Annotated in this window: 11 protein-coding genes; 8 read left to right on the top strand and 3 right to left on the bottom strand. The window is 72.3% G+C overall.

All coding sequences use genetic code 11. The annotated features are described in order from the left end of the window. Positions 1-96: 96 nt before the first annotated feature. The 4 genes from ACYQ8Q_RS17125 (at position 97) to ACYQ8Q_RS17110 (ending at position 7221) form a co-directional block, all read left to right on the top strand. On the top strand, positions 97-2736 hold the full coding sequence (locus ACYQ8Q_RS17125) for a CocE/NonD family hydrolase (protein WP_460065846.1): 2640 nt from the start codon (positions 97-99) through the stop codon (positions 2734-2736). After that, on the top strand, positions 2733-3587 hold the full coding sequence (locus tag ACYQ8Q_RS17120; RefSeq protein ID WP_460065844.1) for an ABC transporter permease: 855 nt from the start codon (positions 2733-2735) through the stop codon (positions 3585-3587). The genes ACYQ8Q_RS17125 and ACYQ8Q_RS17120 overlap by 4 nt, the downstream gene beginning before the upstream one ends. Positions 3588-3718: 131 nt before the next feature. Then, on the top strand, positions 3719-5233 hold the full coding sequence (locus ACYQ8Q_RS17115) for a vWA domain-containing protein (protein ID WP_460065843.1): 1515 nt from the start codon (positions 3719-3721) through the stop codon (positions 5231-5233). Between the two features lie 68 nt (positions 5234-5301). Then, the gene (locus ACYQ8Q_RS17110; protein ID WP_460065841.1) at positions 5302-7221 is read left to right on the top strand and encodes an AMP-dependent synthetase/ligase; all 1920 of its coding nucleotides are present in this window, start codon (positions 5302-5304) and stop codon (positions 7219-7221) included. A gap of 63 nt (positions 7222-7284) precedes the next feature. Here the strand turns inward: ACYQ8Q_RS17110 and ACYQ8Q_RS17105 are convergent, their stop codons facing one another. Continuing rightward, on the bottom strand, positions 7285-7692 hold the full coding sequence (locus ACYQ8Q_RS17105; RefSeq protein ID WP_460065840.1) for a rodlin: 408 nt from the start codon (positions 7690-7692) through the stop codon (positions 7285-7287). A 112-nt stretch (positions 7693-7804) separates the two neighbouring features. After that, complete coding sequence (locus ACYQ8Q_RS17100; RefSeq protein WP_460065838.1) at positions 7805-8212, bottom strand: rodlin; 408 nt, start codon at positions 8210-8212, stop codon at positions 7805-7807. A 228-nt stretch (positions 8213-8440) separates the two neighbouring features. Here ACYQ8Q_RS17100 and ACYQ8Q_RS17095 point away from each other — a divergent pair, with 228 nt between their 5' ends. The 3 genes from ACYQ8Q_RS17095 (at position 8441) to ACYQ8Q_RS17085 (ending at position 10504) form a co-directional block, all read left to right on the top strand. Further along, positions 8441-8851: a rodlin gene (locus ACYQ8Q_RS17095; RefSeq protein WP_460065836.1), complete on the top strand. Its 411-nt coding sequence runs from the start codon at positions 8441-8443 to the stop codon at positions 8849-8851. Positions 8852-9036: 185 nt separating this feature from the next. Beyond that, a complete protein-coding gene (locus tag ACYQ8Q_RS17090) occupies positions 9037-9264 on the top strand; it encodes a chaplin (protein WP_460065833.1) in 228 nt (75 codons plus the stop codon). A gap of 106 nt (positions 9265-9370) precedes the next feature. Beyond that, positions 9371-10504 carry a hypothetical protein gene (locus tag ACYQ8Q_RS17085; RefSeq protein WP_460065832.1) on the top strand — a complete coding sequence of 378 codons (1134 nt, stop codon included), beginning with the start codon at positions 9371-9373 and terminating at the stop codon, positions 10502-10504. A gap of 62 nt (positions 10505-10566) precedes the next feature. Here the strand turns inward: ACYQ8Q_RS17085 and ACYQ8Q_RS17080 are convergent, their stop codons facing one another. After that, positions 10567-11853, bottom strand: coding sequence for a carboxylate--amine ligase (locus ACYQ8Q_RS17080; RefSeq protein ID WP_460065830.1), 1287 nt, complete (start codon positions 11851-11853; stop codon positions 10567-10569). 150 nt (positions 11854-12003) lie between these two features. On the opposite strand from ACYQ8Q_RS17080, the gene ACYQ8Q_RS17075 reads away from it, so the two are divergent. After that, a complete protein-coding gene (locus ACYQ8Q_RS17075) occupies positions 12004-13425 on the top strand; it encodes a glycoside hydrolase family 26 protein (protein ID WP_460065828.1) in 1422 nt (473 codons plus the stop codon). Positions 13426-13431 lie beyond the last annotated feature (6 nt).

Raw genomic sequence — 13431 nt, 5'->3', positions numbered from 1 at the left:
GTGTACGTACGGGGGCTCACGTACGCCCCTGGGAGGGCGGGCAGTTCGGCCTCCGGTCGACAACTCCCCGACAGGTTGACCCCGTACCGTTGAAGCATGGATCTTCGACTGCCCGGTCTGCGAGGACCACGGCGGCCGCGACGGCTCCTCGCCGCCGCGGCCGCCGTCGTCGTACTCGCCGGTGCCGGTACGTGGACGGCCGTCGCCGATGACGACGACCGGCCCGCGGTGCGCCAAAGCGATCAGATGATGTCCGTGGACGGCGTACGCCTGGACACCTCCTACTTCACCTCCGGCGCATCCGGCCGCCGCCCCGCCGTCCTCCTCGGCCACGGCTTCGGCGGCAGCAAGGACGACCTGCGGCAGCAGGCCGAGGACCTCGCCCGGGACGGGTACGCGGTCCTCACCTGGTCGGCGCGCGGCTTCGGCAAGTCCACCGGCAAGATCGGGCTGAACGACCCGAAGGGCGAGGTCGCCGACGTCTCGAAGCTGATCGACTGGCTCGCCGAGCAGCCCCAGGTGGAGCTGGACAAGAAGGGCGACCCGCGCGTCGGCCTGGCCGGCGCCTCCTACGGCGGCGCGATCTCCCTGCTCGCCGCCGGGTACGACGACCGGGTCGACGCCATCGCCCCCTCGATCACCTACTGGAACCTCGCGGACGCCCTGTTCCCCAACGGCGTGTTCAAGAAGCTGTGGACCGGCATCTTCTTCAACACGGCCGGCGGCTGCGAGAAGTTCGAGCCCGCGCTGTGCGCGATGTACAACCGGGTCGCCGAGGCCGGCAGCCCGGACATGGCCGCCCGCAAGCTCCTCGAGGAGCGCTCGCCGTCCGCCGTCGCCGACCGCATCAAGGTCCCCACCCTCCTGGTGCAGGGCCAGGCCGACTCCCTCTTCACCCTCGCCCAGGCGGACGCCGCCGAGAAGGCGATCAAGGCCAACGGCGCACCCGTGGACGTCGACTGGATCGCGGGCGGCCACGACGGCGGCAACCTGGAGACCAGCCGCGTGCAGGCCCGGGTGACCGCCTGGTTCGACCGCTATCTCAAGGACGACAAGGGCGTCGACACCGGCCCGGCCTTCCGCGTCACGCGCACCGGAGGCGTCGACTCCACCGACGGGACCGTCCCGCTGCGCGGCGCGAGCGGCGACACCTACACCGGCCTGGAGAACGACCGCAGGAAGATCGCGCTGACCGGCCGCGAGCAGAGTTTCGACAACCCGGCCGGGGCCAGCCCGCCCGCGATCTCCGCGCTGCCCGGCCTGGGCGGCTCAGGGCTCGGCCAGCTCTCCGCGTTCGGCGTCGGCGTCTCGCTCGACTTCCCCGGCCAGTTCGCCTCCTTCGAGTCGGCGCCCGTCACCGGCGACCTGCGGATCACCGGCTCCCCCACCGTCACCGTCCAGGTGCAGTCCACCGACGGCCAGGTCGTGCTCTTCGCCAAGGTGTACGACGTCGGCCCCGACGGCACCCAGCAACTGCCCTCCCAACTGGTTTCACCGGTCCGCGTCGACGGTGCCAAGACCGGCCAGGACGTCACGATCACCCTCCCGGCGATCGACCACGACATCGAGGACGGCCACCGGCTGCGCCTGGTCCTCGCCTCCACCGACCTCGGCTACGCCTCCCCGGCCTCCCCGGCGACGTACACGGTCTCCCTGAAGAGCGAGCTGCGGGTTCCGACGGCACCCGGAGTCACGACCGCCGCCGCCCCCCTGCCCTCCTGGGTGTGGTGGCTGCCCCTCGCGGGCGCGGGCCTCGCGCTGCTGCTCCTGCTGACCGGCCGTCGCCGCACCGCCATGCCGGCCCCCGACCCGGAGCTGGCCGAGGTCCCGCTGCAGATCGCCGGCCTCAGCAAGAAGTACGCGGGTGGCGACCGCTACAGCGTCCGCGAGCTCTCCTTCCAGGTGGAGAAGGGTCAGGTGCTGGGCCTCCTCGGCCCCAACGGCGCCGGCAAGACGACCACCCTGCGCATGCTGATGGGCCTCATCAAGCCCGACGAGGGCGAGATCAGGGTCTTCGGCCACGCCGTCCGCCCCGGCGCCCCCGTCCTCTCCCGGGTCGGCTCCTTCGTCGAGGGCGCGGGCTTCCTGCCGCACCTCACCGGCCGGGAGAACCTCGACCTGTACTGGAAGGCCACCGGCCGCCCCGCCGAGGACGCCCACATGGAAGAGGCCCTGGAGATCGCCGGCCTCGGCGACGCCCTGGCCCGCGCCGTACGGACGTACTCCCAGGGCATGCGCCAGCGCCTCGCCATCGCCCAGGCCATGCTGGGCCTGCCCGACCTGCTGATCCTCGACGAACCGACCAACGGACTCGACCCGCCGCAGATCCGCGAGATGCGCGAGGTGATGATCCGGTACGCGGCCGCCGGACGCACGGTGATCGTCTCCAGCCATCTGCTGGCGGAGGTCGAACAGTCCTGCACCCACCTCGTGGTCATGGACCGCGGCCGGCTCGTCCAGGCCGGCCCGGTCGGCGCGATCGTCGGCTCCGGCGACACCCTCCTGGTCGGCACCGCCGCCCCGGTGGAGGAGCCCGTCCTGGAGAAGGTGGCGGCCCTGCCCGGCATCGCCTCCGCGGACCGCACCGACGAGGGCCTGCTCGTACGGCTCGACGCCGACGGCAGCGCCCAGCGCCTGGTCGCCGAACTCGTCCGGCTGGACGTGCCCGTCGAGTCGGTCGGCCCGCACCGCCGCCTGGAGGACGCCTTCCTCACCCTGATCGGAGGTTCCGCATGAGCACGCTCACCGAGGTCGCCTCCGGCTACCACTCAGGCCGCACCCTGCCGTTGCGCGTCGAACTGGCCCGCCAGCTCAAGCGCCGCCGCACGATCGTCATGGGCGGCATCCTCGCCGCCCTGCCGTTCGTGCTGCTGATCGCGTTCGCCGTCGGCGGCGAACCGGGCGGCCGCAACAACACGGTGACCCTGATGGACACCGCGACCGCCTCCGCCGGCAACTTCGCCGCCGTCAACCTGTTCGTGTCGGCGGGCTTCCTGCTGGTCATCCCGGTCGCCCTGTTCTGCGGGGACACGGTCGCCTCCGAGGCCGGCTGGTCCTCCCTGCGCTATCTGCTCGCCGCCCCCGTGCCGCGGGCCCGGCTGCTGTGGTCCAAGCTCGTCGTCGGCCTCGGCCTCAGTCTGGCCGCGATGATCCTGCTGCCGGTCGTCGCCCTCGCCGTCGGCACCGCCGCCTACGGCTGGGGACCGCTGGAGCTGCCCACCGGCGGCACGCTCGACGCGGTCACCGCGGCCCAGCGCCTGGTCGTCGTCGTGGGATACATCTTCGTGTCCCAACTCGTCACCGCCGGGCTCGCGTTCTGGCTGTCGACGAAGACCGACGCCGCCCTCGGCGCGGTCGGCGGCGCGGTCGGACTGACCATCATCGGCAACGTCCTGGACGCCGTCACCGCCCTCGGCGACTGGCGTGACTTCCTCCCCGCGCACTGGCAGTTTGCCTGGGCCGACGCCGTCCAGCCCACCCCCGAGTGGTCCGGCATGCTCCAGGGCACCGCCGTCTCCGTGACCTACGCCCTCGTCCTGTTCGCCCTGGCCTTCCGGGGGTTCGCCCGTAAGGACATCGTGTCCTAGACCGAACCGTGGCCTAGACCGAACCGTGTCCTAGACCGATTCGCAACCGGCCCGCAACCTCCCGGGCCGCACGTTCCGGCCCCCTGTCCCGTCACAGTCACAGACATCGACGGACACAGGGGGCACGGACGATGAAAACCCATCGCGCACCGGTACTGCTCACACTCGCCGCCGCACTCCTCCTCACCGGCTGCGGCGCCGACGACTCCTCGGGCAGCAAAGCCGCCTCCGACGGGGCGGCCCGGGGCAGCCAGGCCTTCCCCGCGCCGAGCGCACCCGCCACCGAGGTGGACGGCGACGAGGCCGCCCGCGACCACCTCTCCACCTTCGCCCTCGACGTCGACACCGCCTCCTACGGCTACGCCCGCCGCACCCTCGCCGACGGCGCGCTGCCCGACCCGTCCACGGTGCGCCCCGAGGAGTTCGTCAACAGCTTCCGCCAGGACTACGACCGCCCCGACGGCAACGGCTTCTCGGTCACCGTGGACGGCGCCCGCACCGGCGACGACGGCTGGTCCCTCGTCCGCGTCGGCCTCGCCACCCGGGCCGCCGACGACGGGAGCGACCGCCCGCCCGCCGCCCTCACCTTCGTCGTGGACGTCTCCGGCTCGATGGGCGAGCCGGGCCGGCTGGACCTCGCCCGGCACTCCCTGGACACGATGACCGACCGGCTGCGCGACGACGACTCCGTCGCGATCGTCACCTTCAGCGCCGACGCCGAGACCGTCCTGCCGATGACCCGCCTCGGCGACCACCGCGCCCGCGTCCACGACGCCGTCGACCGGCTGCGCCCCGACGACTCCACCAACCTCGGCGCCGGCGTCGAGACCGGCTACGACACGGCCGTGGACGGCCTGCGCGAGGGCGCCACCAACCGGGTCGTCCTGGTCTCCGACGCCCTCGCCAACACCGGCGAGACCGACGCCGACGCGATCCTGGAACGCATCGACACCGACCGCCGCGAGCACGGCATCACCCTCTTCGGCGTCGGTGTCGGCAGCGACTACGGCGACGCCCTCATGGAACGCCTCGCCGACAAGGGCGACGGCCACACCACCTACGTCTCCTCCGAGGACGAGGCCCGCGAGGTGTTCTGCGACGACCTCCCGCAGAACATCGAGCTGACCGCCCGCGACGCCAAGGCCCAGGTCGCCTTCGACCCCGACACGGTCACCGACTTCCGGCTCGTCGGCTACGAGGACCGCGCGGTCGCCGACGACGACTTCCGCGACGACCGGGTCGACGGCGGCGAGGTCGGCCCCGGCCACACCGTCACCGCCCTCTACGCCGTGCGCACCCGGCCCGGCGCCGAGGGCCGGCTCGCCACCGCCACCGTCCACTGGCTCGACCCCGACACCCGCACCCCGCACGAGAACACCGGCAGCCTGACGGCCGACGCCCTCCACGAGTCGCTGTCCACGGCCCCCGCCCGCTTCCAGGTCACGGCGACGGCCGCCTACTTCGCCGACACCCTCCGCCATGCGGGGACGCCGCTGCCCGACGCTCCCACCCTCACCGAACTGTCCGCACGCGCACACGACTTGGCCGACCGCACGGAGGACCGGGACGTACGGGGTCTCGCCGAGGCCATCGACCGGGCGGACCGGATCGGCGGCCTGGACCCGGACCTGGACCGCGGGCGTTGATTTTTCCTTACTTGCGGGTAAGTTGACCCACCACCACCTGCCAGCCGCACCACGACACGGGAGCCGTCATGGGCGTACGCAAGGATCTCAAGCGGGCGAAGCGACGCACCGACCTCGCCTCCCGCACCCGCGTCGAGGTGACCCGCGACGCCTCCGGCGCCGTACGCGAGGCACGCACCGCGCCCCTGGTGGAGCCGCCCGCCACGGGCAGCATCGCCGACCTGCCGTTCACCAACGCGGCCGAGGACCCGGGCGCGGTGGTGCTGCGCCGCAGACACGGCGACGACTGGCGGCCGGTGACCGCCACCGTCTTCGCCGCCGAGGTCACCGATGTGGCCAAGGGCCTGATCGCCCAGGGCCTCGAACCGGGCGGCCGGGTCGCGATCATGTCGCGCACCCGCTACGAGTGGACCCTCCTGGACTTCGCCGTCTGGGCGGCCGGCGGACTGACCGTGCCGATCTACGCCACCTCGTCCGCCGACCAGGTCGACTGGATCGTCCGTGACTCCGGAGCCACGCTCGTCGTCGTGGAGAACGCCGAGAACGCGGCGACGGCCACCACCGGCACGGCCCACCACCCCCGGCCCCCGCGGATCCTCGAACTCGACGCGGACGCCGTCGGCACCCTCACCGCCCTCGGCCGTGACCTCCCCGACGAGGAGGTCACCAAGCGCCGCGCCGCCCTCACCCCCGACACCACCGCCACCCTCTGCTACACCTCCGGCACCACCGGCCGTCCCAAGGGCTGCGTCCTCACCCACGCCAACCTGCACGCCGAGGCCGCCAACCTCCTCGAACTGCTCCACCCGATCTTCAAGGAGGTCACCGGCGAGACCGCCTCCACCCTGCTGTTCCTGCCCCTCGCCCACATCATGGGCCGCACCCTGCAGATCGCCTGCCTGATGGCCCGGATCGAGACCGGCCACTTCCCGAGCGTCAAACCCGACGAACTGCGGCCCGCGCTCAAGGAGTTCCGGCCCACCTTCCTCGTCGGCGTGCCCTACCTCTTCGAGCGCATCCACGACGCCGGCCGCGCCACCGCCGAGAAGATCGGCCGCGGCGCCTCCTTCGACCGCGCCGAACGCGTCGCAGTCCGCTTCGCGGAGGCGTACCTGCGTAAGTTCCTCGACCGCGGCAAGGGCCCCGGCCCCGGCCTCTACGCCGCCTGGGCCCTGTACGACCTGCTGGTCTACCGCCGGATCCGGAACGAACTCGGCGGCCGGATGCGGTACGCCATCAGCGGCGGCTCCCCGCTCGACCGCACCCTGAGCCTGTTCTTCTACGCCGCCGGCATCATCGTCTACGAGGGCTACGGCCTCACCGAGACCACCGCCGCGGCGACCCTCGTCCCCCCGTTGAGACCGCGGCCCGGCACGGTCGGCCAGCCCGTCCCCGGCACCGCCGTCCGCATCGCCGATGACGGAGAGGTCCTGATCAAGGGCGGGGTCGTCTTCCCCGCCTACTGGAACAACCCGGCCGCCACCGCCGAGGTCCTCACCGACGACTGGTTCGCCACCGGCGACCTCGGCGCCCTCGACGAGGACGGCTATCTCACCATCACCGGCCGCAAGAAGGACCTGCTGGTCACCTCCGGCGGCAAGAACGTCTCCCCGGCCGTCCTGGAGGACCGGCTGCGCAGCCGCACCCCCGTCGGCCAGTGCCTGGTCGTCGGCGACAACCGCGCCTTCGTCGGCGCCCTGATCACCCTCGACCCCGACGCGGTCGCCCACTGGCTGGAGGTCCGCGAACTGCCCGCCGGCACCCCGCTCGCCGAACTCGCCCGCGACCCCCGGATGCGCGCCGAGGTCCAACGGGCCGTCGACTACGCCAACGAGGCCGTCTCCCGCGCCGAGTCGATCCGCGCCTTCACCCTGATCGAGGGCGAGTTCAGCGAGGCCAACGGTCTGCTCACTCCGTCCCTGAAGATGAAACGGCACGCGGTGACCGAGAAGTACGCGCAGGAGATAGAGGACCTGTACCGCAAGTGAGACACACGAACGGCGGGCCACCGGGGAACCGGTGACCCGCCGTGCGGTACGTCAGGCCGAAGCTCAGCCGTTCTGGACGCCGTTGCCCGACAGGGCCGAGATGTCGTCCAGGATGTGCGACAGCGGCTCGTCGCCCTTGGCCTGGGTGGAGTTCTCGACACACTGCTGGTTCTGCGGGGCCGACAGGATCGGGATGTCCTGGGCCGCGATGCCGGCGAGGAGGCCGGCTCCGCCGAGGTTGGCCTTCAGCGGCAGGCCGATGCACGGCTTGTTCAGCGACCCCTGGACCAGCGAGAGCTGCGGGCTCATGTCGCCGAACGTGGCCGAGTTGCCGAACTCCTGCGAGGCGCCGTTGCCGCTCGCGGACGTGGTGCCGCTGTCATCGCCGATGGCCAGCGCCTGCGGCGCGGAGGCCACCGCGATACCGGCCAGGGAGGCGGCGACAGCCGCGGTTGCCCACAGCTTCTTCATGATCTTGCCCTTTCGAGAAGCGGACTCCTAGGGGACGTTGCACGATCGACAACGGGCACCCCTCGGAGAATGTTGCGCACTGTGCCCCGATCGGCGTAGCGCGGCGGGGAACTCAGTGGTTGGCCGCACCGTTTCCGGCGAGCAGCGAGATGTCGTCCAGGATGTGCGACAGCGGCTCGTCGCCCTTGGCCTGGGTGGAGTTCTCGACACACTGCTGGTTCTGCGGGGCCGACAGGATCGGGATGTCCTGGATCGCGGCGCCGATGGCGCCGATGCCGCCCAGGTTGAGCTTGGCCGGCAGGCCGATGCAGGGCTTGTTCAGGGAACCCTGGATGAGGGCCATCTGCGGGCTCATGTTGCCGAAGGTGGCCGAGTTGCCGAACGACTGGCTGGCGCCGTTGCCGCTGGCGGAGGTCGTGCCACTGTCGTTGCCGATGGCGAGCGCCGGAGCTGCGGCGGCGGCGCCGATGCCGACGACGGAAGCGGCGACCGCGGCGGTGGCCAGTACCTTCTTGATCACTTGCTAGTCCCTTCTGGAGAAACCCCGGCCATCGGAGCGATCTGATCAACTGCCCCCGCCGTGTTTGGTTGCTGCCCTTCACTCCGATGGCCCATTTCTCCGAGGAATCGACCGGCGGCGGAACTCCTATTGGGTGAAGCGCCGCAACCATTCCCGGCGCCCCGGGTTGAGTCGGGCGCAGACACATGGTCCCGGCGTCGGAGCCGGGACAGGGAAAGGAAAAGCGAAATGCTGAAGAAGGCAATGGCCGTGGCGGCGGTCGCCGCTTCCGTCGTGGGTGTGTCGGCGGCGGTCGCGCCTCAGGCGCTTGCCATCGGCGACGACGCCGGCACCACCTCCGCCAGCGGCAACGGCGCGCGCGAGGCGTTCGGCAACTCGGTGACCAAGGGCGACATGAGCCCCCAGGCCACGCTGGTCCAGAGCTCCCTGAACAAGCTCTGCATCGGCCTGCCCGCCAAGCTCAACGCCATCGGGCTGGGCGTGATCGCCGGTATCGCCGCCCAGGACATCCCGATCCTGTCGGCGCAGCAGAACCAGCAGTGCGCCGAGAACTCCACCCAGGCCAAGGGCGACGAGCCGGCGTCGCACATCCTGGACGACATCTCCGCGCTCTCGGGCAACGGCGCGCAGAACGGCTGACGGCCGGCGCCACCCGTCCCGGACGGCCCGCACATCGGTGCGGGCCGTCCGGCTTTTTATATGAAGACATTCGAGTGAATACCACGACCGCACGCGTTCGCCGCTTTCCCTCGCCGTCAATCTCTCGTGTGCAGCCTGTCGGTTCCGACCGTCAACGAGGCATGGCCGCAGAGAAGGGAAATGTCATGAAGAAGAGTGCTGCTGTCGTCGCGGGCCTGGTTCTGGCCCTGGGCGCCGCCACTCCGGCGTTCGCCGACAACGAGACCGTCGGCGTCGCGTCCCATTCCCCGGGCTTCCTGTCCGGGAATGTGGTCCAGATCCCGATCGACGTCAACGCCAACGTGTGCGGCAACACGCTCAGTGTGATCGGGGTGCTGAACCCGGCCATCGGCAACCACTGCAGCAACGGCTGACGCCACGCCACCCCAGCCCTCCGGCTGGGCCGAGGCCGGTCCCGGGACAGCTTCCACGCGTTCCGGGGCCGGCTTTCCCACTTCTTCGAGCAGGAAGACAACGAGAGTGCGACAGACCCTGAGAAAGGGGATGGTCGCGGCCGCCGCCGCGACGAGCATCCTGTACCTGTGCGGAGGTGCCGCCGTCGCGGACACGCACGAGGACGGTACGGCCACGAGCGCGCCGGGCGTGGTGTCGAGCAGCCCCGACGCGCCCGAGGCGGCCGAACCCACGAGCCACACCCACGAGACGTCGTCGTCCGGCGACCAGGACTCCGCCCACCGAGGCTACGGCGACGAGGACTCCGACCACGGCAGCTCCGAGAAGCCGGACCACAGCGGCCACGAGAAGCCGGGCCACGAGAAGCCGGGTCATGAGAAGCCTGGCTACGAGAAGCCGGGGCATGAGAAGCCCGGTCACGAGAAGCCCGGCCATGACAAGCCCGGTTACGGCGATCACGAGAGCCCCAGCCACGGTGGCTACGAGAAGCCGGGCCACGGCAAGCCCAGTCACGAGAAGCCCGGGCACGAGAAGCCTGGCCATGACAAGCCCGGTTACGGCGGTCACGAGAGCCCCAGCCACGGTGGCTATGAGAAGCCGGGCCACGGCAAGCCGGGGCATGAGAAGCCGGGCCACGACAAGCCCGGTCACGAGAAGCCCGGCCACGGGGAGCATGGCAAGCCCGGTCACGAGAAGCCGGGGCATGGCAAGCCCAGTCACGAGAAGCCGGGGCATGGGAAGCCCGGCCACGACAAGCCCGGTCACGAGAAGCCGGGCCACGACAAGCCCGGCCACGGGGAGCATGGCAAGCCCGGTCACGGCAAGCCCAGTCATGACTCCGGCTACGGCGACCACGGCAACGGAGGCTCCGACTACGGGCACGGGGACGAGGACTCCAGCCACGGCTCGCACCCGCCGCACACCAAGCCCCCGCACACGAAACCCCCGCACACCAAGCCCCCGCACACCAAGCCCCCGCACACCAAGCCGCCGTACACGCCCCCGCCGACCCACAGCTACCCGCCGCACACCCACCCCCCGCACACCACCCCGCCGGAGCACACCTACCCGCCCCACAAGCCGCCGGAGCTGTCCCACACCGGCAGTGAGGCGATGCTGGCGGCCACGGGTGTCAGCGCCGCGCTGATCGCGGGCGGTGCCCTCCTGTACCGGCGAGGCCGGACCGCCTCCCGCCGGTGACCGCGCCGGGTGCCGGACGCGCTCGCGCCCGGCACCCGCGCCGTACGGATCCCGTACGCCCGTCAGCGGCTGCCCGCCTTCTCGTCGTCCGTCTGTTCCGCCGAGGGGCGTGGCGCGGGCGCGGGCACCCGGCCCAGCAGGGCGGCGGGACGGGGTCCCGGCATTCCTGAGCGGGGGAGGCGGTCCCGCAGGCGCCGGGTGACATGGGCGCACCACAGCCGCCGCATCGCCCGTCCGGGGGCGGGATCGTCCCCGGCGTACCAGGCCAGTTCACGGCCCTGCGGGGCCGGACGCAGCGCGGCGAGCGGCGCGTAGTTCTCGACCACGAAGGTCCGCCCCGGCAACGGCTCCCCGGCCGGCAGCGGACGGTGGGTCAGATCCAGGTGCTGGGCGCGTACGACGTCCAGTCCGGCGGCGTCGGCGAAGAGCCGGAACTGCGCGCCGGGACGGGGGTTGAAGTCGAGCAGGTGATAGGCGCCGGTACGGCCGCACCGGCGGAAGTCCAGGTCGAGGACGCCCCGGTAGCCGAGCGTGTCGACGAGCCGTTCGGCGAGCGCGCCGACCTGCGGATTCTCGGTCCACTCGCCGACCGCCGTCAGCCCGGCCCCGCGCGGCCAGGCACACAGCTTGCGCCCCGTCCCGCCGCCGTGCAGCGCGCCGCGGCGGTCGGCGTACCCGTGGAAGAACCAGTCCCGGTCCGGGCCCGGCGGCAGGAAGGCCTGGAGCAGCAGCCGGCTGCCGGCCTCCTCGGAGCGCAGATACAGCTCGCGCGCGTCCTGGGCGGAGCGCACGACGACCGTGCTGCGCAGTCCGCTGCCGGCCGGCAGCAGCCAGGGCCGGCTCCACTTCGCCACCAGCGGCAGCCCGAGGCGCCCGGCGGCCCGGACGGCCTGCCCGGCGCTGTCGGGGACGGCCGTCTCGGGGTGCGGTACCTCGGCCGCGGCGCACAGCGCGGCCAACTCGGCCTTGTCCGCGACCTGTTCGGGCAGCGCACCGGGCTGCTGCGGCAGCAGCCAGCCGGACGTCGGCTCCTCGCGCAGCCGGGCCACGGCGACCGCGCCCGCGTCGTCCATGGGGATCAGTACGGCGGGCCGTTCGATGCGGGCGGCGACGCGCAGCAGGGCGGCGGCGATGTCGGCGGGCGCGGCGCCGGGCGGCGGCGGGGGGTGCAACTGGCGTACGAAACGGGATCTGCCCACGGGGCTTCCCGTCGCGTCGGCGACCACGTGCACCTCGATCCCGGCCCGGCCGAGCGAGCGTACGGCGCCGAGGGTTCCGTGGTGGAAGGGGTTCCGGTCGATCCGCAGCAGTACGGCGGGGACGCGGGTGTCGAGCTGCGACACGGGCATTGCGCTCCTGTGGTGGGGCCGGATCACCGGTTCGGGCGAGCAGGGCACTCGAAAGCCGTAACGGCGGTGGCGGCACATCTTTTTGTGTGACTTTCATATGACTACGTATCAGTAGGGCAACTTCACCCCCGCAGTGAGGAGGGAGCCGGCATGGCCTCACAGCAGCGACGCGCCCGGTCCCGGCGGCCGGCCTTCGCCGTCGCCACGGCGGCGGCCGCCGTGTCGGTGGTCCTGGCCTCCGGCCCCGGACCCGCCGTCGCCGACCCCGCCCCGGTGCCGAGCACGACGCCGGCGCAGACCGGGCAGGCGGCACCCCCGCAGGACCCCGGCACCCCGCCGGCACCCCCCACCGCCCCCACCGCCCCCACCGCCTTGACCGACCCGACCGCGGACACCGCGCCCCCCGACCCGGCGATCCCCGACCCGACGGCCACCGAGCCCACGCCCCCCGTCTCCCCGACCCCGCTCCCGCCGGTCACCCCCACGCCCACCCCCACCCCCACGCCCACGACCGCCCCCACGCCCACGACCGCCCCCACCCCCGCCTTCGGCGCCTACCTCGACTTCGGGGCGCGCGGGGTGGCCCGGATCGCCCGGCTCAGCGCCTGGCTGGGCGGGGCCGAGCTGCGGGTCGGGCACACCTATCTGCCGGGTGATCAGTGGCGGAACATCGAGGGCCCGCCCGGCTTCCTCGACGTGTGGGCGCACTGGCGGCGGGAGAAGGACGACCGGATGCTCGTCCTCAACGTGCCCATGCTGGAACGCAACGAGGAGGGCGTCTCCGACCCCGAGGTCCGCGATCTGCTCCAGCGGGGCGCGGCCGGGGAGTTCGACCAGCACTTCCGCGCCCTCGCCGAGCGGCTGGTCGGGCTCGGGGTGCCGGACACGGTGATCGTGCTCGGCTGGGAGATGAACGGCACCACGTACACCCACCGCTGCGGCCCGGACCCCGAGGCCTGGAAGGCGTACTGGAACCGGATCGTCACCGCCATGCGCGCGACGGCGGACCAGCGGTTCCGGTTCGACTTCGCGCCCACCCGGGGCCGGGACGCCGTGCCGTGGACGGAGTGCTATCCCGGGGACGACACGGTCGACATCATCGGCATGGACGCCTACGACCAGCCGAGCGGACTCTCCTTCGACGAGCAGGTGTCCGAGCCGCTCGGCCTCCAGGAGCACGTCGACTTCGCCCGGGCGCACGGCAAGCCCGTCTCGTATCCCGAGTGGGGACTGTTCCGCAACGGCGACAACGCGGAGTACATGCGCCGCATGCTCGACTGGATGGACCGGCACGGAGCGCTCTACCACACGCTGACCGACTACTGCCCGCACGGGGTGTGGCAGTGCCGCAGGAACCCGCGCGCGTCCGCGGTCTACCGCTCCCTCCTGTCCTCCGAGAGCACTGAGGCCCCTGAGGCCCCTGAGACCCCCGTGATCCCGGTCGCCCCGACGACGCCCACGTCCCCCCGGCGCCCGGACGACTGCACGCCGATCGTGCTCGGGAACTGGCTGGAGAGCCGGCTCGGCGGCCGGCTCTGTCTGCGGCTCGGCTGGTGGTCGCCCGCCCGCTGAACCCAC

Source organism: Streptomyces sp. YKOK-I1, from assembly GCF_054660435.1.
The sequence above is the reverse complement of the archived record's forward strand: the minus strand, read 5'-3'. Positions and strand labels throughout refer to the sequence as shown.